This is a genomic window from candidate division KSB1 bacterium (assembly GCA_034506395.1).
GTDB lineage: Bacteria > Zhuqueibacterota > Zhuqueibacteria > Thermofontimicrobiales > Thermofontimicrobiaceae > Thermofontimicrobium.
In genome coordinates, this window is sequence record JAPDPQ010000004.1 from 182,669 (window position 1) to 208,714 (window position 26,046).

Genomic DNA, 26,046 nt, shown 5'->3' on the forward strand with positions numbered 1-26,046 from the left:
TAGAGCGTTCTGTTACTGCCCGATCTTTTGATATACCAATTCCATGATTTGGCGATGCAATTCATTTGCCTCAGCATTCAACTGCTGAACCTTTGCGCTTTGTTCGGCTACGAATTCCGCATGTTTGATGCCAGGCAAATTGATTTTCACATTCAAGCCAGCGCCCTCGACGGCTGCCCGCGCCATGAGCGAGGCAACGCCCGCATCGCTAATGGTGTTGGGATTTCCGCACTCTGCCACCACCTTGGCTAATTTGAGCACCAGAGAAGCATTGGTCATCACCTCCAATGGGACCAAACAGGCGCGTTTGGTGGCTGCTTCGATAGCTCGCTCGCGTTCTGCTATCTGCTCTGGGGTTTTCTTCGGCAACCGATTTGCAGCCATCACCGCATTGAATGCCTCGGTATCTTGGTCGATCAATCGCAATAGTTCATCCTTGAGCCGTTGGGCCTCAATTGCGACCCGCTCCATTTCAGCCCAGTTATCCTGATATTCTCGCCTTCCATAGGTGAGATTTGCAACCATGCTTGTCAATGCTGCCCCCAATGCTCCAGCCAAACCAGCCACGCTGCCTCCACCAGGCGCTGGGGAATCAGTCGATAGCTCATTTGCGAAGTCCCGAAGGTCCATTTTTACCAAAGGGCCTTTGCGTTCAGTCACTTGGTATTCGATGATTTTTTTTGCGGGATCGAACTCTGTTAGATCGCGCAGTCCCATCGAAATAATGGCTGTCTCAATGAGTTGCTCTTCTGGAACTCCTGGGCATTTGCCTTGCTTCGCCAAATAGTGCCGACCCGCATCAAGCATGGCTTGCAACGGAATAAGGCCCACCAATTCGCTGCCAGTCACGCGCAAACCGCGCTTTTCCGCCTCCTGACAAACCGTATCGAATGCCACATGCGGCGGAGTTATTTTGTAATTAAGCAAATTGATCGATACCTGGGCCTGCCCATATTCATCAATGTACCAACCGACCGCCCGAGTGGCGGGCAACAGCCCCGGCTCTTTGATCGGATTTCCCTGCTCATCGCGAATGACGTTGCCCGATTCGTCTTTTTTGTTTCGCCCTGTTTCTCGAATCGAGAGAGCGATGTCATGGGCGAGCTTGCGATCTTTCGTGTTTAAGTTCACATTATAGGCAATTAAAAACTCGCGAGCCCCAATAACCGTCGCTCCAGATTTCGGATTAAATTTCGGCTCACCAAAATCAGGCTGCCATTCTGGATCGCGCAATTTATCTGGCAACCCCTCATATTCCCCACTGCGGATATTGGCGAGGCTCTTTCGCTCGGGCCGTGTCGCCGCCTCCTCATATAAATAAACTGGAATCCCCAATTCCGCAGCGACCCTGGCGCCGACCTCTCTTGCGATGGCCACGCAATCAGCCATCGTAACCCCAGTCACCGGGACAAATGGACATACGTCCGTAGCTCCCATCCGAGGATGGGCCCCTTTGTGCTGCCTCATATCGATCAGTTCGGCAGCTCTCTTGATCGCTTTGAATGCAGCTTCCTTAACTCCCTCCGGCGAACCGATGAAAGTCACTACCGTCCGATTCGTATCCGCACCTGGGTCTACATCCAACAATTTGACACCTTCCGTATCACTGATCTCTTTGGCAATCGCATCGATCACCGCTCGATTCCGTCCCTCACTAAAATTTGGAACACATTCGACAATCTTCAACATGATTCCCTTCCTGCAAAATTTTTCCTGCACAATTTTGACAGCAGTCCAATCAAAAGAACACCCAATTTTTTCGTGGATAAAGCGCTACATCTTACCTTATTAGCAAAAACGTACTCCCATGTGGTCTGGTCAAAAATTTTAATCGCTCTCTTTCAGTTGAATAATTCTTTTCTCAAAATTTTATAGATGCTGGCATAGCGTCGATAGCGCCAGATTCCGAAAAAAATTGAAGTCAACGATAAGAACAGCGAAACTCCACCTAATATTTCGAGCCAGAGATCCTGAAAAAACTTTATCAATCCGACCCCGGTCACAAGAAAAGCGAGAGCCGTCCGCACATAAGCCAACAACGTGCGTTCATTGGCCAAAATTGTCCGATCCATTGCGAGTTGATCGCGAAGGATGAGATCCGATTTTGAAACCAACTTATAAGCTTGCTGAATCATGGGTGAAAAATCCATTTGCTTATTTCACAAAATAAATTTCTGTCTGCCTCGGAGAGAGAAATTCGCAGCCGCGATCGGTGACCAAAACCTCCTCTTCGATCGTCGCTGTGCCGTATCCCTCACAAAAGACTCGAGGTTCAAGTGTGTAAACCTGTCCCTTCTCGACCTTAAAATAGGGCATTTTTCCATAGCGATCCCATCGCGGGCAAAGGGTACCGGCGCCGTCATGAGCTGCTCGCCCCACTTGGTGGCCCAATCCATGTGGAAATTCTGCGAACCCCTGTGACACGATAAATTGTCGAGCCACAGCATCTACCTCCCAACCGGCAACACCAGGCTTCAGAAAAGCCGCTGCATGACTGATGGCATCGCGCACCGCCGCAAAAGCCTTTTGGACTGGCGCTGGTGCCGAAGTCTCCCCTTCTCGGAGAAAATACCAGGTCCGCTGCAAATCGGAAACATAATCATCCACTTTAACACCGAAATCAATGTTCAAAATATGGCCTGGAGCAGCAGCACGATCTGTTGGACCATAATGCGTCCCCGCCGTCTCTGGCCCAGTGAAGACCGATGGGCAGGTGGTCGCGTCCCATGCAAGTTCCGCACCAGCCTGTTTCACTTGCTCCACCATAAAAGCAGCGACCTCCTTTTCTGTGATGCCAGGATGCAGAAGCCCTGTCACTCGGTTAAATATATCGATCGTCAAATTGATCGCTCGCCTCATCCGATCGATCTCGGCTGGAGATTTTCTCCCTCTCAACGCAGCAATGATCTCTGTTGCAGAAACGAACCGATCCAGATAAGGCGTACCATTCAAATAATTGCATAATAGCTGAAACATCCCGTGGGTAAGGCCATCCGCCATGTAGTCGTCTTGAGAATAATTGATCGCAATGGTTTTTGGCTGAAACCGATCCAGCAGCCCAATCAAATCATCTCGCATCGAAGCAGTGTAACAGATCACTTCCTGATAGAGCCCGGAATCGTGAATATTATGATAATCGAGATTTCCAACGATCGCGGCGGTTTTTCCAGATTTGGAGATCAATAGCGCAGTGGGTGGCGTGCAATGAAGGCCCAGTACCAAGGGAAGACAAGGATCAGCCATGGCTTGCGTTTCGCGCACGAAGATCAGCCATAGATCGATGTCTTTTTCTTTTAGAATCTCTATTGCCTGAGTAATTTTTTCATTGACCATAGTGAGCCAAGATCCTTTCTTAATTGGTGCACGATCTCATTTAATTTAACGCGAGCATCAGAAATGTCATCCACTCCAGATATTGATGCTAAGTGTGAAATCGAATCAATTTCAAATCGTTTTCACTTAAATTTTTCGCCGAGAGCATCTGATTCTAAAATAGGCCTCGAATATTCCGCTGCCGCCAGATGGAGCTTTTGATTTGTGTAGTGGTTGATCAGATCGATGAAAAGAATTATGGGGCGACCAAATATCAAAAAGAAACCGAGATTCGATCTCGGTTTCATGGTTAAAAAATTTCTGTTGTCTGCAAAATGCTTACAGCTTGGTCTCTTCAACGGCTTTTTTCACAGCCTCCAAGGAATTCATCAGCATTTTATGCTCGTCTTCGGTGAGCTTAATTTCCAGCACTTTCTCGACGCCCCCAGCACCGATCACAACTGGAACACCAATATAATAGCCATTGATCCCATATTCGCCTTCAAGATAGGCAGCACATGCCAAGATGCGCTTTTTATCTAACAAATAAGATTCAGCCATTTCAATAGCAGCGATGGCTGGGCTGAAAAATGCACTGCCATTGCCCAGCAGCTTTACGATCTCGGTGCCCGCTTCTCGCGTCCGAGTGATGATGGCATCGATTTTTTCCTTCGGTAGCAGTTCGGTCAATGGAATACCACCAACGGTGGTAAGTCGAGGCAGCGGGACCATGGTAGGACCATGGCCGCCCAATACTGTCCCGGCCACATCTTCTGTGGAAACGCCCAATTCCATCGCAATAAAGGCGCGATATCGACCCGTATCCAACACTCCTGCCATGCCAACGACCTGATTCTTGGGAAAACCAGTAATCTTTTTGAAGGCATAAACCATTGCATCGAGCGGATTCGTTAGAATAATACAAAAAGCGTTGGGGCAATATTTTTTCACATTTTGGGCCACCACAGTCATGGTTTTGATATTCACATCCAGCAAGTCTTCACGAGTCATTCCCGGCTTTCTCGGCACCCCAGCAGTGACGATAACGACGTCCGCGCCTTTTATGTCTTCGAAGTTGCTCGTTCCGCTCAGCTTGACGTCCGTTCCCATTAGCGGCGTCCCTTCTAAGATGTCCAATGCCTTGCCCTTAGCCATCCCTTCACGTTCTGGGATCTCGACAACCACAGCATCGCCCAACTCTTTTTGAGCGACCAACAACGCCAAGATACCGCCAATCTGTCCACCACCAATTAATGCAATCTTCTTTCTTGCCATATCTCTCTCCTCATTGTTTTGGTGTTCTGTGGCAATTGATTTATTGGTTTATCCATTTTTAGCCGAAATAGAGCGAACAGCGCTAGACAGAACGATTAGTGCAACAATTTTCTACCAGCGTTTGCGACACCAAACCGGAAACGGACTAAGCTGCAATAACGTGGACAAATTTCTTGGACCGGCCGCTGGTGGTAAATTTCACAATCCCATCGATCTTGGCAAACAGGGTATAATCTCCTCCCATGCCGACATTCTGACCGGGATGGATTTTGGTTCCACATTGTCGCACCAGAATATTGCCTGCTAAAACCCGCTCGCCTCCAAACCGCTTCACACCCCGCATCTGGGGATTGCTATCACGACCGTTCTTCGAACTCCCAACACCCTTTTTATGTGCCATTGTTACTTCCTCCAGTTCAAATATATTAACCCATCACAATGTCTTCGATTTTTAATCTGGTATAATCTTGACGATGTCCTTTTTTAACTTTATAGCCTTCTCGCCTTTTTTTCTTAAAAATGATCACTTTCTTGCCCCTCGTAAAATCGACAATTGAGGCTTTTACCTGAGCCCCAGCTACCACCGGATTCCCAACTTTGATGCCATTATCATCGGCGATCAGCATCACGCGATCCAGAGCCACTGTCTCTCCTTGTTGGCCTTCGATCTTCGGAGCAAGAATCACATCATTTTTTGCGACTTTAAACTGCTGACCACCCACTTCAACGATAGCGTACATGAATCAAACCTCCACTGGTTAACTTTCATCGCTTTTCAATATCTCAGGCTTTCAACCTTTCCGTATCATTATCGCCATGCACCACAATTCGCCGCGATCATACTTGCTCGCGCGATTTGAGAACCATAGCACGCACCCGATGATTGAATCTGGATCGAGCATCGCGATTGTTCAAACTGATTGCGGCAATGGGACAATACAAAAGCAAATCTGTTTAATTAAAAATATTGAAATAAGACGAGCCGAATATAAGAATTTTTATCGATCTTGTCAAGAGCTAAATTTGTCAGTTATATCAATATTGTCCTTTCTTGAGAAGAATCGGAACTCATCGATTTCCAAATTTGGATCTTCTTGCAGGTCGATCAGCATTTTATGATGCCACATGAGCCTTCGAATCGGGCTCCGAATCCCTTCGGTCAAAAAGGCTTTAATCTCAGGATGAGTGACCAGCTTAATGGTTCGCTCTTTAGCTGAGGCGCGAAATCTCCGCAACCAACGTTCGATCTTGGTGAGAATGGTCGATTTGGCCGTGATGCGGCCCAGGCCACGACAAGTGGGACAGGTTTCGCTGAAGGTAAACAGTAAGCTAGGCCGAACTCGTTCGCGCGTCATTTCAATCAACCCGAATTCGCTGATCGGTGCGATATTCGCCTGGGCACGATCTTTTGCCAACTCCCGCTTGAACTCCTCATAAAGACGACGCTTGTTTCGCTCGTCCCTCATATCGATAAAATCAATCACAATGATGCCACCAAGGTCACGGAGCCGAAGCTGCCGGGCAATTTCCACCGCTGCCTCAAGATTGATCCGCAACGAGTTCTGTTCGTGGTCGCGATGACCTATAAACTTCCCACTATTCACATCAATCGCTACTAAAGCCTCGGTCTGATCGAAAATAATATATCCCCCGCTCTTCAGCCATACTTTGCGCGCCAAGCTCTTTTCGATTTCGGGTTCAATGCCGTAATAATCAAAAATCGGCAATTTTTTATTGTACAATTCAACCGAATCGACCATGCTTCGCGCAACATCTTTGAGGTATGTGGTAATCTCTTTATATAATTTCTTTGAATCCACCACCAATCGGGTCACGTCGCTGGTAAACAGATCGCGGATTACGCTGGAGGTCATTCCCATATCCTTATAAACCAGCAGAGGAGGTTTAGCGCCTTTCAGTTTCTTTTCAATTTTATGCCAGACTTTGAGGAGCGATTCGACATCAGCCTTGAGCACTTCTTCAGTGCGGCCTTCAGCGACCGTTCGGACGATCAAACCAAAACCTTCGGGCCGAATAGAACGGGCAATTTTTCTGAGCCGCTTCCGCTCTTTCACACTCTCAATCTTCTTTGAGACGCCAACCATTGACGAATTGGGGACCAAGACGCAAAATCGGCCCGGCAGTGAGATTTGCGTGGTAAGCCGTGATCCCTTGTTGCTGATTGGCTCTTTGATGATCTGCACCAAGATCTCCTGCCCCACTTTTATCTGATCTGGGGCAAATTCTTGGGGTTCATGGTTGTCTTCATCTCGGTCGATCAGCGCGCTGACGGTGGTGAAGGACTCACCGATATCCGAGAAATGGAGAAAAGCATCTTGTTTCTGTCCGATATTCACAAAGGCCGCCCGCATGCCTTTAACGACATTCACCACTTTGCCCAGATAAATATCACCGACCATCCGCTCGCGCTCGGGCTTTTCCACGAACAACTCTACTAATTTCCCATCCTCAAGAATCGCAATGCGTGTCTCGCCGATTGATGCATTGATGATTATCTCTTTTTGCATAGATACGCTTATCCTATCTTAATGTCTGATTGCTTACACGTCCAGAGGAGTCGCTTTCACATCGCCGAATTGAACGTAGAGTTCAGAGCGATGGACACGACTTAATGCGATCTCCTCTTCGGTTAGCGACAAAAGTTCGCTGAGAATTTCTGATACCCGAGCTGTTTTGCCGTTGACAAAAATCAGCGACAGCCGCAATCGATTGTCACTTGGGGCGGCAATGGATGCGATGAACGGACGAATATCAATTGGTTGCGTCTCATCGTTCCGATGCCGCTGGACAACGATCTGCTTTCGGTTCAAAAACTCAGCGATGCTGTGATTAAGATAGGATTGGTCAAAAGCGCGATTCAATTCAACTTCGTATTCTGCTCGATTGATGATTGAGGTCAGAGATTGATGTTTGCCATAGAGGCTTCGGATTTGGAGAATTCTTAGGCCCTCGGGCAAGACACGATTGAGACTGGTTTTCAGATCCAGTTCCCGGTCCCGATAATACTCCACATCCATATACTCAGCCGAACTGGTATATCCCATTGCTAAGGGCGGGCCGTAAGCAATGCGCGGATGCGGATGATAACCCTGAGAATAAACTAAACGAATACCGGCACGCCGAAACGCTCGTTCAAATAGTCGAATTAAATCCAAATGGGACACAAATCGTACCGGTATGCCTTTTTCGTATTTGATTCGGACTTCGCGGATAGCTGGTTCGCTAATTGGCTTCAGCCGCTTCATCGAGCGACCATACTCTGCAACTGCGCCGGAATCCCGTTCTGCAACAGCTTGTGCGGATGATTTGGCCTGGCGATTTTGATAAAGAATATCTTGACAGTTCGGCTGAAGCATCATCCCGCACGCATGGCAAAAACTAGTCCGACAATCCTCAGTGGCCTTTCCTTGCATTGCCCACTGATATTCTCGCTCCAAAAATTTTTTGGTCACCCCTTTGCTGATATGGTCCCAGGGCAATGGTTCATCCAATCGTCGTTCCCGCAGGTAGGATTCAGGATCGATGTGAAGCTGAGCAAATGCTTGTTGCCAGATATCAAATCTGAATTGATCACTCCAAGCGTCGAATTTCGCCCCCATCTGCCAGGCGCGATAGATCACATCTCCCACCCGACGATCCCCTCGGGCGAAAATCCCCTCCAGATATGCGGCCTCTGGTTCTCGCCAATTGAATTTCACCTTCCCATTAGACAAACGATCCTTCAAATAAAAGATCTTTTCGCGCATTTGGTCAATCGAATCCTGTCTCGCCCATTGAAATGGGGTATGAGGCTTGGGACAAAACGGCGAGATCGACAGATGGATCGCTTTGCCTTTATATTTGTTGGCCACCTTTATCACTTCCTGGACGAGAGCGATAATCCCATCAAGATCAGCCAACGTTTCTGTGGGCTGCCCAATCATAAAATAGAGTTTCACCTTCTCCCAGCCCTGGCTGAAAGCGATCTCAATCGCCCGGAGCAGGTCCTCATTACGATTGGTCTTATTAATGACGTTTCTTAGGCGCTCAGTCCCCGCTTCTGGAGCTAAAGTTAAGCCCGATTTCTTTACTCTTTTGGCATGCATCGCCATCTCCACCGTAAAGCTCTCGGTTCGCAATGATGGAAACGACACATTGACCATGAGCGGCTCCAGTACTCGATTCAGCCGCGTCATTAATACGCCTAATTGACTGTAATCTGAACTGGAAAGCGATGCCAGGGAAATTTCATCGTACCCAGTATTTCGGATCACAGCAGTCACATGCTCTACCAGTTCATCGACCGATCGTTCTCTCACCGGCCGATAAATGATCCCGGCATTGCAAAAACGGCACCCCTGCGTACACCCCCGCATGATCTCCACGGAATAGCGATCGTGGGTCACTTCAATCAATGGAACCAGCGGCTTCTGAGGATAATCCTCAGGCTTAAGGCGATCGACCGTTCTGGCAACGACCGTCTCTGGAATCCCGTCACAAGTGGGCGTGAGCTTTGCCCCTTCGGCACTGTTTTTTGTTGACGCCTGATAATAGATGGGAACATAAACGCCCGGGATCTGAGCGAGCTTGACCAACATATCCTTTCTTGAAAGTCCCTGGCGCTTCGCCGTTAGAACCAATCGGGAAATTTCGAGGGCAATCTCTTCACCGTCTCCAATGACAAAAGCATCAATAAACGACGCTAAAGGCTCTGGATTAAAAGCGCATGGACCTCCAGCAATGACGAGGGGTTGTTGGTCTTCCCGCTGATCAGAGAAAATGGGAATGCCAGCCAGATCTAAAATATTCAGCACATTGGTATACTGAAGTTCATATTGCAAAGTGAAACCCAAAATATCAAACGCTGTTAGGGGGCTTTTGCTCTCCAAAGAGAAGAGCGGCAACTTTTTCTCGCGCAATCTTTGTTCCAGATCGGTTGCCGGTGCATAGACTCGTTCGGCAACAATATCGGCCTCGCGATTCAGTATATGATATAAAATCTCAAAGCCGATATGTGACATCCCAATCTCATAAAGGTCGGGGAAAACCAACGCGAACTTTAATCGATCTTTTGACCAATCCTTTTTTATAACATTTATCTCATTCCCGGTATAACGCCCGGGCTTGTTTACTAAAGGAAATATCTCTTGATTTAAAATCGTTTCTAATTCGTTCATGAAATTTATGACTCTTTCGCCAGAACAATTTAAAAATAACCAAATGGTCTCGCCGCGATAGGCATCATGTATTCTAACTCTTCGATCGCGGAACTGAAGTGCTATACAACCAAAAATCCGAAGTTGAACAGTCGGCTCTGGGGAAGATTCAAATGTCCACGTTCGTCGATTTGCGCTTGGGTATTGGCATCTCGTAACCCAACTCAAAAAACTTGTCTATTCAACGTGCTGCTAAAATTAAAAGTTCCTATTGTGCTAAATTAACTCTGCGTTTCAGTTCACGATAAGAGCTCGAATATGCTGTACAATCGGAGTTGCGCGATCCCAGGTAATTATGCATAATTTTCTTTGACGAACCGAACTCCTTCTTCCACAGCCTTAAGGTTGATGTCCACATATTTCTTTTTCTTGATCGATTTGCGAATGGCATCAAACGCAAGTCGATAATCCATAATTTTGGTATACTCGAGATACGCTCCAATGCAAACCATATTCGCAGCGGCGGTCAGTCCCAATTTCGAGGCCATTTCTGTCAATGGGATATACATAACACGAACGTCGCTGCGCTTCACTTTTCGTTCAACGATCGAGGAATTGACGATAATCAATCCACCTGGAACCACCGTATCCTCGAACGCATCAAGCGATGGGCCGTTCATGGCGATCAACACATTGGGATTGGTGGCGAGCGGTGAACCAATTCGCTTGTTCGACAAGATCACGCTGCAATTGGCCGTCCCTCCGCGCATCTCTGGACCGTAGGAGGGAATCCAACTCACTTGAAGGTCCTGTTCCATGGCCGCGGCAGCTAAGATCACGCCTGCTGTCAATACCCCCTGACCACCGAAACCAGCAATTTTTAGAATTTGTTCTGGAAATTTTCGGACAAAATCTGCATCGTGTTCTTTTTCTTCTTCGAGCTCTAACAATCCCAGAATCTCGAGGACTTCCCGATCAGTATATTGTTTCTGCTCATATACCCTTGGCTCCGCTTTTTCTGAGGTGTCTTTAAAGACCTGGACCGGAAAATAGGACATCATATTGTCTCTGATCCAGCGCTGCGCCTCTACTGGGGTCAGTTTCCAGCCAGTGGGGCAAGGAGATAATACCTCGATGAAAGAAAAGCCTTTGTTATCAATCTGATTTTTGATCGCCTTTCGAATCGCCCTTCGGGTGCGGCTAATTGTTTTGAAATCCACCAGCGCAGTACGCTCCACATAAACGGGTGACTCCAATGTGCTGATAATTTCGCACATTCGAATCGGATAGCCCTCGTTGCTCGGTTTTCGACCGTAAGGACTGGTAGTAGTCCGCTGCCCTACCAAGGTCGTCGGAGCCATTTGTCCCCCAGTCATCCCATAAATAGCGTTATTAACAAAAATCACGGTGATATTCTCACCACGATTGGCAGCATTGATGATCTCAGCCCCACCGATGGCCGCCAAATCTCCATCGCCCTGATAAGAAATAACGATGCTCTCCGGATTTGCGCGCTTCAAACCAGTCGCGACCGCCGGGGCGCGACCATGAGCCGCCTGAATATTGCCTACATCAAAATAATAATAAGCAAAAACCGAGCAACCTACCGGCGACACCAAAATCGTCCGATCGGCAACGCCAAATTCATCCAGGGTTTCAGCCAGTATCTTATGGATGTTGCCATGACCGCATCCAGGACAATAATGGGTGGTTTGAGGTTGTGTCTTGCCTTTTCGTTCAAATATATCATAAAAGGATTTCGGTTTGGCTAATAATTGGGCCTTCATGTTTGCTCCTCTGAATGTATTTATTCGCTTCTCAGCAAATCCACGATCACATCTTACAACATTCACTACGCTTTTGATCGCATCTCTCAGACATATGATCATTTAATATACTTTCGAGCCTGAGCCACCAGCTCTTCAACGGTTGGAATAGCTCCGCCCATCCGGGAATAAAAATGCACGGGCCGTCGACCATTGACTGCCAGCCGAACATCGTCCAACATCTGTCCATTGCTCAGCTCAACAACCAAAAATTGTTTCACGCGCTCGCTTAGCTCGGCCACATGTCGGCTGGGGAATGGGAAAAGCGTAATCGGTCTAAATAAACCAACTTTTTTTCCCTCGGCACGAAGGATCTCAGTGACATTCAATAGCAGGCGCGAGACAATTCCGTATCCCGCCACGACGAGTTCAGCATCATCGGCGTAAAGTGTTTCATAGCGGACTTCGTTACGCTCCATTTCGGCATATTTTTGTTGCAGCTTTTTGTTGTGCTCTTCAAGAAGCTGGGTATTCATCAATATCGAAGTGATCAAATTATTTTTACTCGCCCGATTGCCGTAGAGCGCCCAGTCCTTGTGAGGGACTTTTTTCCGAGTGGTTGGAAATTCGACTGGTTCCATCATCTGCCCGATATATGCATCGGTCAGAACCACACAAGGATTTCGATATTTGTCCGCTAGTTCGAAGGCCAACATCGTCAGATCGCACATTTCTTGCGCAGAGTTCGGAGCCAATACAATGTTTCGATAATTACCATGCCCACCCCCTTTGACAATTTGATTATAATCGCCCTGCTCAGGCCAAATATTTCCTAACCCTGGGCCAGCCCGCATTACATCGATGATTACGCAAGGCAATTCCGCACCTGCACAATACGAGATCCCCTCTTGCTTCAAACTTAACCCGGGTCCAGAAGAGGCGGTCATCACCCGCTTCCCGGCAGCCGCAGCCCCATAAACCATATTGATCGAAGCAATCTCGCTTTCCGCCTGGACGAATGTTCCCCCCATCAATGGAAAATAATAAGCCGCAGCTTCGGCAATTTCGCTGGCTGGCGTAATTGGATACCCAAAGTAGAGACTGCATCCCGCCAATAGCGCCCCTTTCACCACCGCCTCGTTGCCTTTAATCAATTCTTTCCGCATGCTCATTCTCCTTTACCTTCCTTGACCTTCTTATATACGATTATCGCACCAGGCTCAGGACAACAATAGAAGCAAACGCCACATCCAGTACATCCCTCACCAACATAGGCAGCATACTTATACCCCATTTCGTTGAACTTATCAGTGAATTGAATCACATGTTGGGGACAATGCTCAATACACAAACCGCAGCCTTTGCATAGATGACTTACCACCTCAAGCCGAGGCACCGCTCCTTCGACCTCAATAATCTCATCAACCATGAGCGACTCCTTACTCCATTTTATCGGTTTGCACTTTTTCTATAATGTTATTCCGAAAAAAAGGAATTCACCAATATTAGATAATCTAATCCCAATTTTCATTATAACAATTTTTTTGCTAAGTTGCAAGCTCTTTTTCAAACTGCTCGGCTTTTCAACGTGCATCGTTCATCTTTATCCCTCTGAAACTGAATCTGCAGTGATCACAAAAACCCTCTTTATAGAGCTCTCCAAAAAACAGAATATCAATTTCGCGATTCAGCAATAAAACAGATGTTCCTTGGAAATCCCCCTTCAATGTCAAACCTTGTGCACTGGCCAACCAGAGTCCCCTGATCTGAATCTCAATCTTGATCTTCCAACTTGAACTATGAAATCAAATATGTGTTAAAAAAAAATCAAAGAATCATTTTTATGGTGACTTCATGTTTAAAAACTATATTTCATCGGTAAGATCATGAGATGCATTGAGGAAAAATTCCTCTTCAGATTCGTTAGAAAAAAAGATACTTGGTGATCAGTTAATCAGGGGCTACCTCACACTGAGCATTATTTGATCCAAACTAATGAGCGAAAAAGTTTTTATGTAGCCCACAATTTTTAGCTTGACAAGATGTAAAAATTTTTATATGTTTACTATGGAATTTCCCCTGGCAAACATTGACGGCGTAGAGAAGGCATCTAACCTTAATGGGTGATTGGTTCGATATTGGAATGCGGTAGTTCTGGACTAATGATGAATGACATCAATAAGTAGCGTTGTTTTATCCTTTCAATATTTTTTTTAAATCCTCTGCGCTCCATGAGACTTGTGAAGCTTGTCCAGGAGGCGAATTTTTCAGATCCGACTTAGCTTGGTCATCAATTGTATTTGAGTTCGCACCTCAAGGCGAAATCGCCTAAGCAGTACAACTGAGCAGCTCAACCAGTGATGATTGGCGGATTGTATGAATCTCGCCTGATCAATTTTTATGGCGTAAGGCAGCATTAATCGATAAATTACCTACTATCCAATTGCCCGATTCCCCGATCGAAAAATTTTCTATACTGAATTGAAGCGAGGTATCCATGAAAAAATTATCGATTATTTTCAGTTTGGTGGTCATCGTTTCAATCTCCCAGGCAAGTTCAAATCCTATCCATCTGTTAAGAAGACAAACAGCCCTCGAAAAAATGTCACCGAACGGACTTCTGATCCTTCAAACGCAACGAAATGGGTATCGTTTTGGATTTGGGTTTGAGCAAGAGAGCAATTTATTTTTCTTGACAGGCAGCAATGAACCCGATATTATACTGATTTTATCCAAACCAGGCATTCAATCCCCAGTCAGCGATACTCAAGTCCATTCGATTATCATCAAAAATCCTCCGCCGTCTAAAATGGTAAAATCGGATGAATATTACCGAATGCTTCAGGATTCTCTTGGAATTGACCTGGTCTGCGGTTCGAAAGAGCTTCGAAAAATTTTGAATTCGATCCGTGTGATTGACCAGCTCTATACGAACGTAATTAAATCTGATCAGAGAGAAGGGAACAGTATCCTCGAGAAACGATTAATTGAATTGGTTGAAAGATTGTCATCGATATCTATTCAACAGCCAGAAGCACTTCTCGCGCAATCCCGAAGGATTAAGGACAGCGGAGAAATTGCGGACATCCAAAAAGCGATCGACATCACCACCCTGGCCCATAAAGAGGCCATGAAATCCATGACGCCTGGCCTGTTCGAATATCAGATTGAAGCTGTCGTCGAATACATCTTCAAATTCCACGGCTTGCAACAATTGGCCTTTCCCACCATTGTCGGTTCTGGTCCGAATAGCTTGGATCTCCATTATGAATTGGGCGTGCGCCAAATCGAATCAGGCGACATGGTGGTAGTCGATATCGGCTGTGAATATAACCATTATTGCGCCGACATCACCCGAACCATTCCAGCATCGGGCAAATTCACTCCGCAGCAGAAGGAAATTTATAACATCGTGCTGGAAGCCAATCTGGCTGTGATTGATATGCTGCGGCCTGGCTTGACCATGGCGCAGATGGATTCCCTGGCCCGAGCCGTGTTTGCCAAATATGGCTACGAGAAATATTGGCGCCACGGCTGCACCCATCATTTGGGATTGGATGTGCACGATATTGGCGATACTTCCCTTCCATTGGTACCTGGCTGTGTGGTGACGGTTGAACCTGGTTTGTATATTCCACCCAATCCTGATTTGCCAAAGGAATACTGGAATATTGGGGTCAGAATTGAGGATGATGTGTTGATCACCGAAGATGGTCATCGGGTGCTGACGGCGGCGTGCCCCAAAACGGTGGAAGAAATTGAGGCATTGATGAAATTGGAGGGGTTGGGAAATATTCGGTTTTGAAAATTTTCAGAATCAATGCGTTTTTTCGATAAATCATCGTAATATCTCGTGGCAAGCTGTGGACGATGCGACAGTTTTCGGGTATGTGCAATACAGAGCAAAGCAATGACCGCTATCATTTACTGTTGAACAAAGGTGAAACAAAAGAAATTTATTTTTATCATTTTTTATGATCGTTCACCAGTATCAGATGTCGAAATTATGCACGCTATCGAATCTTTTTGAAACCTTGTTTTTGTCTTTCAACCTTAGTAGCCTAATGACAACCCACAAATTCTAACCTTATTACCCTATTTTCTTTTTCCAATAAGGTAATAAGGTCAGTGCCATTGTGGATCTTGCCTGCTACTAAGGTTCCAAAAGCTAAAATAATGTTATTCCAGTGCAAAAATTTAAATCACAATTGTCTGATTTCCGATGGAGGAAATTCAATGCTCGATGATAAAACCAAAAATCAAGTCAAAAAACTCCATTCCCAATGGCAACAGCAAGCCAATCAATCAAAAACGCTAAACAAAAAATTCATCACCGTCTCAGGGGAGGAAATTAAGCCGCTGTACACTCCCCTGGATTTGGAAGGCATCGATTTTGAGCGGGATATCAACTTCCCTGGCTTCTATCCCTACACCCGTGGCGTCCATGCCACCATGTATCGGGGCAAGCTGTGGACCATGCGGCAATTTTCAGGCATGGGCAACGCTCAGCAAACCAATGAGCGGTATCATTTCCTGCTGAAACGAGGCCAGACGGGCTTATCGGTGGCTTTCGATTTGCCCACATTGATGGGCTATGATTCGGATCATCCCCGCTCTCGGGGCGAAGTAGGCAAATGCGGCGTGGCCGTGGATTCCTTGGCGGATATGGAGGTGCTGTTCAAAGGGATTCAGTTGGATAAAATTTCCACCTCCATGACCATCAATGCGCCTGCCTCGATTTTATTCGCCATGTACATCGCTGTGGCTGAAAAGCAGGGCGTGCCATCGGAAAAGCTGACAGGGACGATTCAGAACGATATTTTGAAAGAATACATCGCCCAAAAAGAATGGATTTACCCGCCCGAGCCATCGATGCGGCTGATCACTGATACGATGGCCTTCTGCGCCGATCACGTGCCCAAATGGAATACGATTTCGATCTCTGGCTATCACATTCGGGAGGCTGGTGCCACGGCAGCACAGGAGCTGGCGTTCACCCTGGCCGATGGCTTTGCGTATGTGGAGGCAGGCATCAAAGCGGGATTGGATGTGGATGTGTTTGCGCCTCGGTTGTCGTTCTTCTTCAACTCTCATCTGGATTTTTTTGAGGAGATCGCCAAATATCGAGCCGCCCGTCGCATCTGGGCACGGCACATGCGGGAGAAATACAAAGCCAAAAAAGAAGCCTCCTGGCTATTGCGCTTTCATACCCAGACCGCAGGTTGCAGCCTCACGGCGCAGCAGCCTGAGAACAATATCATCCGAACGGCATTTGAAGCGCTGGCAGGCGTACTCGGCGGTACCCAGAGCCTGCACACCAATTCCATGGACGAAACACTGGCTTTGCCCTCAGATCATGCGGTCAAAATTGCGCTCCGAACCCAGCAGATCATCGCTTATGAGATCGGCGTAGCTAACACCATAGATCCGTTAGCTGGTTCCTATTTTGTCGAGGCGATGACCAATAAGCTCGAGGAACAGGCGGAGAAATATTTTGAGGAGATCGAGCGACGAGGCGGCGTGTTGAAGTGCATCGAGCAGGGCTATTTTCAAAGGGAGATCGCCAAATCCGCCTATCGCTACCAAAAGGAGATCGAGTCCAAGGACCGGATCGTGGTTGGCATCAATGATTTTATTGAACCAGATGAGGAGATCAAAATCCCGATCGTTTATATCGACCCTCAGGTGGAAAAGGATCAATGTGCCTCACTAAAGAAGTTGAGGGAGACTCGGGACAACGATAAGGTAAAACGTTCGCTTGAGAATCTTCGCAAAGTGGCTGAAGGGACTGACAATACGGTTCCTGCGATTCTGGATTGTGTTCGATGTTACACAACCGAGGGCGAAATCGTGGATGTTTTGCGAGGGGTGTTTGGGGAGTATCAGGAGCCGCCTTTCTTTTAGTCAGCAGTCTTCAGTAGGCAATCGGCAGTGATCAGTTGTCAGTGGTCAGTGATCAGTCCGCAGTCGGCAGTTAGTAATGAGCAGTGCAAAATAACAAAGGACTACAAACAACGGACGACTGACAACAGGCAACGGACAACTAACAACGAACAACCACTAACTAACCAAAAATTTTTAGTTTTAAATACACGAGGCAACAATGAAACGAAAGATCAGAATTTTATTAGCCAAGCCAGGACTGGATGGTCATGACAGAGGGATCAAAGTGATTGCTGCAGCGCTGCGAGATGCAGGGATCGAAGTGATTTACACGGGCTTGCGACAGACGCCCGAACAGATCGTTGAGGCCGCCATTCAAGAGGATGTCGATGGAATTGGCATGAGCATCCTATCGGGTGCGCACATGACGCTGTTCCCTGCGGTGATCAATTTGTTGAAGGAAAAAGGCGCTGAAAGCATTGTCGTTTTCGGCGGCGGGATCATTCCTGATGAGGATATTGAAAAACTGGAACAAGCTGGCGTGGATCGGTTGTTTACGCCAGGGGCTTCGACGAAGGAGATTGTGGATTATATCTACCAAAAATTTGGTGAAAAGTGAAAGAAAAAAATTCTAATAGTTCAGCCGCTGCTGAAAAAAAGCGTCATTCCGACCGAAGGGAGGAATCTGTCAAGGTAAAATGGTTGAAACTGTGCTAATTTGGGGATAAAAAGATTTCTCGCTTCGCTCGAAATGACACTGGGCTGAACGCTTACAAAAAGTACTATTCAACGATTGAAATAACCCTATTAATGAAAATTTTTTGTGAAATCCTTTGGGTTGTTTTTCGCCCAGGCGGATTGGAAAAAATTTTTTATAATCTATAAATCCGAAATCTAAAATCCGAAATACGAAAATATGCCCCTCGATCCCAAGCTCGAAAAACTCTATCGCCTCAAATCCGAAGCCAAACTCGGCGGCGGACAAAAGCGCATCGACGCCCAGCATCAAAAGGGCAAACTCACCGCCCGTGAACGCATCGAGCTGTTGCTGGACGAAGGTAGCTTCGAGGAGCTGGACATGTTCGTCCGCCATCGTTGTACCGATTTCGGGCTGGAAAAAGAAAGCTACCTCGGCGATGGCGTGGTGACGGGCTATGGCACGATTGATGGTCGCCTCGTCTTTGTCTTCTCCCAGGATTTCACCATCTTTGGCGGCTCGCTATCGGAAATGTATGCCAAAAAAGTGTGCAAGATCATGGATCTGGCGCTCAAAGTTGGGGCCCCCGTGATCGGTATCAACGACTCGGGAGGTGCCCGCATTCAAGAAGGGGTCGATAGCCTGGGCGGTTATGCGGAGATTTTCTTGAGAAATACCCTTTGCTCTGGCGTTATTCCGCAGATCAGCGTAATCGCAGGCCCGTGCGCTGGTGGGGCGGTCTATTCCCCAGCCATCACTGATTTTATTTTTATGGTGCAGAACACCAGCTACATGTTCGTCACAGGACCGAATGTCGTTAAAACCGTTACCCATGAGGAGGTTACGTTTGAAGAGCTGGGCGGCGCTATCACGCATAGCTCGAAAAGTGGCGTGGCCCATTTCGCTTGCGAGAATGAGATCGAGACCTTTAATGCCGTGCGAAAGCTGATGAGTTACATTCCATTGAATAATATCGATGATCCCCCCTATCTCGAACCCACCGATCCAATCGATCGAACCGATGACGAGTTGAACACCATCGTCCCCGAAAATCCCAATAAGCCGTATGACATGAAAGAGATCATCAAACGGATTGTGGATGACGGCGACTTTTTTGAAGTGCACAAAGATTGGGCGCAAAATATCATCATCGGATTTGCCAGACTGGGCGGTTATCCCGTGGGAATTGTGGGCAATCAGCCTGCGGTGCTGGCGGGCGTGCTGGATATCGATTCGTCCTGCAAAGCGGGCCGATTTGTGCGCTTCTGCGATTGCTTCAATATTCCGCTCATAACGCTGGTGGATGTGCCAGGCTTTTTGCCAGGCACGGCGCAGGAATTCGGCGGCATCATCAAGCATGGGGCAAAATTGCTGTATGCCTTCTGCGAAGCCACTGTCCCGAAACTCACCGTCATCACCCGCAAAGCCTACGGCGGCGCTTATGACGTGATGAGTAGCAAGCACATTCGGGGCGATTACAACATCGCCTGGCCTTCGGCGGAACTAGCAGTGATGGGGCCGAAAGGTGCGGTTGAAATCATTTTTAAAAAAGAAATTGAAGCCTCACCCGATCCCGAAAAGGCGCTGCAAGAAAAGCTGGATCAATTCATTGCCGAATTTGCCAATCCCTACAAAGCCGCCGAACGGGGCTATATCGACGATGTAATCGAGCCGAAATATACCCGACCTAAGTTGATTCGGGCGCTGCGGATGCTGGAAACGAAGAGCGATACCAATCCGAGAAAGAAGCATGGCAATATTCCCCTATAAAAACGTGACCGTCATCTTGGAGATGACGGTCACGTTGTCAGATCGACTGAAAGGCAAGTTGAAACTAACTAAAAAAAATTTAGACTGAGAATTGATAAGGTGCCGACATGTTAACCCGTGAAAAAGTATTACAGGTTTTAAAAAAAGAAATGCCCTATTTCGCCAGAGAATATGGCGTCAAAAAAATTGGAATATTCGGCTCTTTTGCCAGGGGTATTCAGACGGAAAAAAGCGATATAGATGTTTTTGTCGAATTCGAGCGACCAATTGGACTCAAATTTATAGAATTCGCCGAATACCTTGAAACTTTATTTGGCAAGAAAACTGACATCTTAACACCTGCAGGAGTCAAAAGTATCAGGTTAAAACATATTGCCAGAGACATTGAGGAGAATATCATTTATGTCTAAACGAGATGATCTTGATCTTGTCAAAGATATTCAAGAAGCGATTCGAAGAATTAACTCTTATGTTAAAATGCTGGATTATGATGACTTCTTTGAAGATATTAAAACTCAGGACGCTGTGGTGCGGAATCTTGAAATTGTTGGAGAAGCAATCAAAAGTATCTCTGAAAATTTGAAAGAAAAATATCCAGAAATACAATGGAAGGAATTAGCTGGATTAAGAGACAAATTAATTCACCATTATTTTGGAGTAAATTATGACATCGTGTGGCACATTGTAAAAAATGAACTGCCAGACATTCTTTATCATTTAGAAAAGTTGGTTAATATTGAAGCCAAAAAAGATGCTACGTAAAAGATATTGCTGATAACGCTAGTTGATGCTTAAAAAAATTCCAAACGTTCTGGACTCAATGAGCTTAGAATAGAAAATATTAAATCAAAATATGTTCAAAAAAATCCTCATTGCCAACCGAGGCGAAATCGCCATCCGCATCATGCGAACCTGTCGAGAGCTGGGCATTGCCACGGTGGCCGTCTATTCTGAGGTCGATCGGACGGCGCAGCATGTTCGTTATGCTGATGAAGCTTATCTATTGGGACCAGCGCCTGCCACTGAGAGTTATCTCGTCATGGAAAAAATTATCGAGGCAGCGAAAAAATCTCAGGCCCAGGCCATTCATCCTGGTTATGGTTTTTTGGCGGAAAATCCTGAGTTCGCCAGTTTGGTGAATGACAGCGGCTTGATCTTCATCGGGCCTGAACCCGAGACGATTCGATTGCTGGGCGATAAAATGGCGGCCCGAGCGGCGATGATCAGAGCGGGCGTACCGATTGTCCCCGGCATGAAGCAGGCGATCACTTCGGTGGCTGAGGCGCAAAAGATTGCCGAGGAGATCGGCTATCCCATTCTGTTAAAAGCAGCGGCAGGCGGTGGCGGCAAAGGCATGCGCATCGTCCACCGCCCTGATGAGATGGCGCAATTGTTCAAGATGGCCAGTTCCGAAGCGAAATCAGCGTTTGGCGATGATCGAATTTATATTGAAAAATACCTGGAAAAACCCCGCCATGTCGAAATTCAGATCATCGCCGATCAGCATGGCCATGTGGTTCATTTGGGTGAGCGGGAATGCTCCATCCAGCGGCGGCATCAGAAGGTGATCGAGGAATCGCCCTCTCCGATCGTCGATCCCGAGATGCGCCAGCGGATGGGCGAGACGGCGGTCAAAGCGGCCAGGGCGGCTAATTACACTAATGCAGGCACGGTGGAGTTTTTAGTCGATCAGAATAAAAATTTCTATTTTCTGGAAGTGAACACCCGCTTGCAAGTGGAACATCCTGTGACCGAAATGGTCACAGGCATCGATCTGGCCAAAGAACAAATCCGCATTGCCGCAGGCGAGCCACTCAGTTTCAGCCAGCAGGATGTTCAGTGGCGAGGCGCTGCCATCGAATGCCGTATTTACGCCGAAGATTCAGAGAATAATTTTCTGCCCTCCATCGGCAAAATTCAGAGTTATCGAGAACCTCAAGGGATTGGCGTTCGGGTGGATTCAGGCCTGGCAAAGGGAGATTCGGTGTCCATGTATTACGATCCCCTGATCTCCAAATTGATCACCTGGGGCAGGGATCGCCACGAAGCCATTCAGCGAATGAAACGGGCGCTGGATGAATATGTCATCTCTGGTGTGCAGACCGTGATTCCGTTCCATAAGCAGGTGATGATTCATCCTGATTTTGTAACAGGCAATCTTTCGACTCATTTTATTGATGAAAACAAAAATTTGCTATGCGATTTGAACGATGTATCTGAAGCAGATTTGGAAGCCATGGCGATTTTGTCCTGTTTGATCGATTATCAATCAAAGAAACGGGTGAATAGAATTGCCAGCGCACCAAATTTGAGCATCTGGAAATATGAAACTCGAAGAAGAAGGTTGTTTGGAGTATAGATATTTAGCGATAGCTTTAAAAAGTAATATATTCTCCCACAGAAATGAAATCCCACAGAATTGCGATCCAAAATTTTATAAATCAGTTCTGTGGGAAGACAATTCTGGCGGAGAAAAATTTTTGCCAGGCTCCCTAATCCTATCGGAAATAGAGGCCATTCATGAATTATATTGCCAGAATTCGAGATAAAGAATTCAAGCTAAAACTGGACGACCGTGGTGATCAGGTGGTGGCAACTATCAACGGCCAATCGATCCCGATCCAATTGCGGGAGATCGATGGCAGCCATGTCTATTCTGCGCTGGTTGGCAATCGCTCGTTTGAAATCGAAATCCGACGTAATGATGCTGGTTATAAAGTTTTTCACAAAGGGAGATCATTTGAATTTGTCGTGGAAGACGAACGGACCGCTCAATTGAAAAAATCAATGCGACAGGCGGTCTCTCATAAAATCGAACAGGAATTAAAGGCACCCATGCCAGGATTAGTTGTGGCAATTGAAGTGAAACCTGGGCAACAGATAAAAAAGGGCGATGGCTTGCTCATTATCGAAGCGATGAAAATGGAAAATGAGATAAGGGCGCCGTTTGATTGTGTGGTGAAAGAGATAAAGGTTCAGGAGAAACAAGCAGTGGAGAAAGGGCAGGTATTGGTGGTGTTTGGGGCATAGGGCATTATGCAAGGGGTAAGGATATTTTCAAATTTTGATTTGTTAGATATTTCTCAGGACAAATAACGCTAATTGATATGAACCAAACGAGAGGGCAAATCTATGGCAGGAATTGTCGGCTATGGGGCGTACATCCCCCGCAATCGAATCAAGGTCGAGGAAATTGCTAAAATCTGGGGAGCGGATGCGCCGAGTTATAAGAAGGGACTATTGTTGCAGGAGAAATCGGTGCCAGCGCCAGATCAGGATACGATCACGATGTCGGTCGAGGCAACTCGCAATGCGCTACAACGGGCGGGGATCGATCCTCGGAAAATCGGTGCGGTTTATATTGGATCGGAATCACATCCGTATGCGGTGAAACCCAGCGGGACGGTGGTGGCCGAGGCGATCAACGCAGTTCCTGAATGCCACAATGCGGATCTGGAGTTCGCCTGTAAGGCAGGCACTGAAGGCATGTTCATTTGTCTGGGCCTGGTGGATGCAGGTTTGATTGAATATGGGCTTGGCATCGGCGCTGATACCTCACAGGGCGCTCCTGGCGATGCGCTGGAATATTCGGCAGCGGCTGGTGCAGCGGCATTCATCATGGGCAAAAAGGATCTGGTGGCTGAATGTTTGATGACCTATTCCTACATGACGGATACGCCCGATTTTTGGCGGCGGGAGCATCAGTTTTATCCCAGCCATGGCGGCAGATTCACGGGCGAGCCCGCCTATTTTAAGCATATTCGGGGAGCAGGCGAAGGCATTATGAAAAAAGCGGGCAAAAAGCCAGCGGATTTTAAATATGCGGTTTTTCATCAGCCCAATGGCAAATTTCCGCTGCGGGTCGGCAAAATGCTCGGCTTTGAAAAGGAGCAGCTTCTGCCAGGATTGGTGTGCCCCGAACTCGGCAACACCTATTCAGGCGCCTCGCCGCTCGGCCTGACGGCTATTCTGGATCAGGCGCAACCTGGTGAACTGATTCTGATGGTCTCCTTCGGCTCGGGCGCTGGCAGCGATGCTTTCATTTGGCGAGTGACCGATCGCATCAAACAGGTTCAGGACAAGGCGCCGAAGACCTGGGACATGCTTCGCAATAATAAAAAATACCTGGACTATGGGACGTATGCCAAGTTCAGGGGGAAGATTCTCAAAAAAGAATAATGATTGATTTTAGAGTTATAAATTTGAGACCGCTAATTACACGAATTTTTCTAATTGCGCTAATTTGGTTCTGAGCCATGCTTTTCAATAATGGGGTAAATTCCCAGCAGCATTTTTTAATTAGCGAAATTTGTCTAATTGGCGAAATTAGCGGTCAAAAAAACTGGCAGTTAGAAATTTGCTCTCAAAGAAACTGAAGGAGAAAATATCTATGCGAGAAGTCGCTATTATCGGAGTTGGGATGAATAAATGGGGCGAGTTGTGGGAGAAATCGATCAATGATATATTTGTCGAGGCGGCGCTCGAGGCCATCGACGATGCGGGCGTCGATCATCTCGATGCCATGTACGTCGGCTGCATGTCGGGCGGGCTGTTCAATGGCCAGGAGCATCTGGCGTCGTTGTTATCTGATTATCTGGGCATGGGACCCATTCCTGCTACCCGTGTGGAATCGGCCTGCGCTTCGGGCGGGCTGGCGGTCAAATCGGCAATCATTGAAGTGATGTCTGGCAACGCTGAGATCGTTCTGGCAGGTGGTGTGGAAAAAATGACTGATGTTTCTGGCGATCAAGCAACGTATGCCCTGGCCACAGCAGCGGATCAGGAGTACGAGGTTTATCAGGGAGTGACTTTTCCTGGCTTATATGCCATGATGGCTCGAGCGCACATGCACAAATATGGCACGACGAGGAAGCAATTGGCGGCTGTGGCGGTCAAAAATCATGACAATGGTTCCTTAAATCCGCTGGCGCAATTTCCACAGAAAGTCACGCTGGATGAAGTAATGAATTCCGTCATGGTGGCCGATCCGCTGCGGATTCTGGATTGCTCCCCCATTACCGATGGCGCTGCTGCGATCATCGTTTGTTCACTGGAAACCGCAAAAAAAATCAGCAAGAAGCCGATCGTAAAAGTTATCGGATTGGGACATGCCACGGATTCTATTGCTTTACATTCCAGAAGCGATCTGACGTCATTGAATGCTGTGAAATTGGCTGGAGAACGGGCTTATAAAATGGCGGGCAAAACGCCAGCGGACATCGATCTGGTGGAGGTACACGATTGCTTCACCATCGCTGAAATTATCGTTACTGAAGCCCTGGGATTTTTCGAGCCAGGCAAAGGCGGGCCAGCGGCTGAATCGGGTCAGACCGCCCGTGATGGCAAAATTCCCGTCAACACCAGCGGCGGATTGAAGTCCAAAGGCCATCCTGTCGGCGCCACAGGCGTCGCTCAGGTCATCGAAGTGGTGAAACAGCTTCGGGGCGAAGCAGGCAAACGACAGATCGAAAAGGCTCGGATTGGGATGACGCAGAATATGGGGGGAAGTGGTGGGAGTTCGGTGGTTCATATTCTTGAGAAGATCTGAAAATATGTTTCGTTTTCTAGGGGAAAAAAAATTTCAAATCCCAAAAGACAAATTCCAAATAATTTCCAATCCCTAAAATCAAAATTCCGAACAACACGTTTTGGTAATTGAAAATTTAAATTTGAAATTTGTTTGGAAATTGGGATTTGTAATTTGGAATTTTTCTTCAAGTTCAAACAAAGTAGAATTGAAATCAAAAACCAGTGGAGGTATAAATGTCCGTTCCTGCATATCGAAGAGCCATGCCGCAACGCTATCGTTATGAAGCTGGCAAATGCAAAAGCTGTGGCAAAATCTTTTTCCCGCCTCGATTGATCTGTGATGCCTGCAAATCACGGGAATTCGAAACCATCACGCTGAATCGGGAGGGTGTTGTCAAGACTTATACTGTGATCCATGTGGCGCCCAGCCAGTTTGTGGATCAGGCGCCGTACGCCATCGGTGTGGTGGAACTAAAGGATGGCGTCAGCTTATTGACGCAAATTGTCGATTGTGAATTTGAAGATTTGAAAATAGGCATGCCTGTCCGATTGGAATTTCGGAAGATTTCTGAGGATGGCAAGGCAGGGATTATTCATTATGGGTACAAATGCGTGCCTATTTGAAACCTCAAACCTCAAACGACAAAATACAAACAAA

At 47.0% G+C, this 26,046-nt stretch carries 22 protein-coding genes; 11 read left to right on the plus strand and 11 right to left on the minus strand.

Features of this window, described 5'->3' with window-relative positions; genetic code table 11:
- Positions 1-12: 12 nt before the first annotated feature.
- The 11 genes from ftcD to ONB37_04265 form a co-directional block, all read right to left on the minus strand.
- Positions 13-1,689, minus strand: a complete 1,677-nt coding sequence (gene ftcD / locus ONB37_04215) for a glutamate formimidoyltransferase (protein ID MDZ7399352.1) — start codon at positions 1,687-1,689, stop codon at positions 13-15.
- Between the two features lie 152 nt (positions 1,690-1,841).
- Positions 1,842-2,135, minus strand: coding sequence for a DUF202 domain-containing protein (locus tag ONB37_04220; GenBank protein ID MDZ7399353.1), 294 nt, complete (start codon positions 2,133-2,135; stop codon positions 1,842-1,844).
- 19 nt (positions 2,136-2,154) lie between these two features.
- Positions 2,155-3,333: a Xaa-Pro peptidase family protein gene (locus ONB37_04225; protein ID MDZ7399354.1), complete on the minus strand. Its 1,179-nt coding sequence runs from the start codon at positions 3,331-3,333 to the stop codon at positions 2,155-2,157.
- 318 nt (positions 3,334-3,651) lie between these two features.
- Positions 3,652-4,587, minus strand: coding sequence for a malate dehydrogenase (gene mdh / locus ONB37_04230; GenBank protein ID MDZ7399355.1), 936 nt, complete (start codon positions 4,585-4,587; stop codon positions 3,652-3,654).
- 145 nt (positions 4,588-4,732) lie between these two features.
- Positions 4,733-4,987, minus strand: a complete 255-nt coding sequence (gene rpmA, locus ONB37_04235) for a 50S ribosomal protein L27 (protein ID MDZ7399356.1) — start codon at positions 4,985-4,987, stop codon at positions 4,733-4,735.
- Positions 4,988-5,012: 25 nt separating this feature from the next.
- The gene (rplU, locus tag ONB37_04240) at positions 5,013-5,327 is read right to left on the minus strand and encodes a 50S ribosomal protein L21 (protein ID MDZ7399357.1); all 315 of its coding nucleotides are present in this window, start codon (positions 5,325-5,327) and stop codon (positions 5,013-5,015) included.
- Between the two features lie 270 nt (positions 5,328-5,597).
- A complete protein-coding gene (locus ONB37_04245) occupies positions 5,598-7,115 on the minus strand; it encodes an Rne/Rng family ribonuclease (GenBank protein ID MDZ7399358.1) in 1,518 nt (505 codons plus the stop codon).
- 33 nt (positions 7,116-7,148) lie between these two features.
- Positions 7,149-9,764 carry a TIGR03960 family B12-binding radical SAM protein gene (locus ONB37_04250; protein ID MDZ7399359.1) on the minus strand — a complete coding sequence of 872 codons (2,616 nt, stop codon included), beginning with the start codon at positions 9,762-9,764 and terminating at the stop codon, positions 7,149-7,151.
- Between the two features lie 332 nt (positions 9,765-10,096).
- Positions 10,097-11,530: a 2-oxoacid:acceptor oxidoreductase family protein gene (locus tag ONB37_04255; protein MDZ7399360.1), complete on the minus strand. Its 1,434-nt coding sequence runs from the start codon at positions 11,528-11,530 to the stop codon at positions 10,097-10,099.
- A 98-nt stretch (positions 11,531-11,628) separates the two neighbouring features.
- Positions 11,629-12,675 (minus strand): 3-methyl-2-oxobutanoate dehydrogenase subunit VorB, encoded by a 1,047-nt coding sequence (locus ONB37_04260; GenBank protein MDZ7399361.1) that lies wholly within the window; start codon positions 12,673-12,675, stop codon positions 11,629-11,631.
- Positions 12,676-12,677: 2 nt separating this feature from the next.
- The gene (locus tag ONB37_04265) at positions 12,678-12,938 is read right to left on the minus strand and encodes a 4Fe-4S dicluster domain-containing protein (protein ID MDZ7399362.1); all 261 of its coding nucleotides are present in this window, start codon (positions 12,936-12,938) and stop codon (positions 12,678-12,680) included.
- Between the two features lie 1,068 nt (positions 12,939-14,006).
- Here ONB37_04265 and ONB37_04270 point away from each other — a divergent pair.
- From ONB37_04270 to ONB37_04320, 11 genes are all read left to right on the plus strand, one after another.
- On the plus strand, positions 14,007-15,314 hold the full coding sequence (locus ONB37_04270; GenBank protein ID MDZ7399363.1) for an aminopeptidase P family protein: 1,308 nt from the start codon (positions 14,007-14,009) through the stop codon (positions 15,312-15,314).
- A 431-nt stretch (positions 15,315-15,745) separates the two neighbouring features.
- Positions 15,746-17,413, plus strand: a complete 1,668-nt coding sequence (locus ONB37_04275; GenBank protein ID MDZ7399364.1) for a methylmalonyl-CoA mutase family protein — start codon at positions 15,746-15,748, stop codon at positions 17,411-17,413.
- A 199-nt stretch (positions 17,414-17,612) separates the two neighbouring features.
- The gene (locus tag ONB37_04280; GenBank protein MDZ7399365.1) at positions 17,613-18,011 is read left to right on the plus strand and encodes a cobalamin B12-binding domain-containing protein; all 399 of its coding nucleotides are present in this window, start codon (positions 17,613-17,615) and stop codon (positions 18,009-18,011) included.
- A 297-nt stretch (positions 18,012-18,308) separates the two neighbouring features.
- On the plus strand, positions 18,309-19,859 hold the full coding sequence (locus ONB37_04285; GenBank protein ID MDZ7399366.1) for an acyl-CoA carboxylase subunit beta: 1,551 nt from the start codon (positions 18,309-18,311) through the stop codon (positions 19,857-19,859).
- A 107-nt stretch (positions 19,860-19,966) separates the two neighbouring features.
- Positions 19,967-20,269, plus strand: coding sequence for a nucleotidyltransferase family protein (locus ONB37_04290; protein ID MDZ7399367.1), 303 nt, complete (start codon positions 19,967-19,969; stop codon positions 20,267-20,269).
- Complete coding sequence (locus ONB37_04295) at positions 20,262-20,621, plus strand: DUF86 domain-containing protein (GenBank protein MDZ7399368.1); 360 nt, start codon at positions 20,262-20,264, stop codon at positions 20,619-20,621. Before ONB37_04290 ends, ONB37_04295 begins: the two co-directional genes overlap by 8 nt.
- Positions 20,622-20,712: 91 nt before the next feature.
- Complete coding sequence (locus ONB37_04300; GenBank protein ID MDZ7399369.1) at positions 20,713-22,218, plus strand: acetyl-CoA carboxylase biotin carboxylase subunit; 1,506 nt, start codon at positions 20,713-20,715, stop codon at positions 22,216-22,218.
- A gap of 161 nt (positions 22,219-22,379) precedes the next feature.
- Positions 22,380-22,889, plus strand: coding sequence for a biotin/lipoyl-binding protein (locus tag ONB37_04305; protein ID MDZ7399370.1), 510 nt, complete (start codon positions 22,380-22,382; stop codon positions 22,887-22,889).
- A gap of 102 nt (positions 22,890-22,991) precedes the next feature.
- Positions 22,992-24,038 carry a hydroxymethylglutaryl-CoA synthase gene (locus tag ONB37_04310; GenBank protein ID MDZ7399371.1) on the plus strand — a complete coding sequence of 349 codons (1,047 nt, stop codon included), beginning with the start codon at positions 22,992-22,994 and terminating at the stop codon, positions 24,036-24,038.
- Between the two features lie 211 nt (positions 24,039-24,249).
- Positions 24,250-25,407 (plus strand): thiolase domain-containing protein, encoded by a 1,158-nt coding sequence (locus tag ONB37_04315; GenBank protein MDZ7399372.1) that lies wholly within the window; start codon positions 24,250-24,252, stop codon positions 25,405-25,407.
- A 215-nt stretch (positions 25,408-25,622) separates the two neighbouring features.
- The gene (locus ONB37_04320; protein ID MDZ7399373.1) at positions 25,623-26,012 is read left to right on the plus strand and encodes a Zn-ribbon domain-containing OB-fold protein; all 390 of its coding nucleotides are present in this window, start codon (positions 25,623-25,625) and stop codon (positions 26,010-26,012) included.
- Positions 26,013-26,046: the final 34 nt, after the last annotated feature.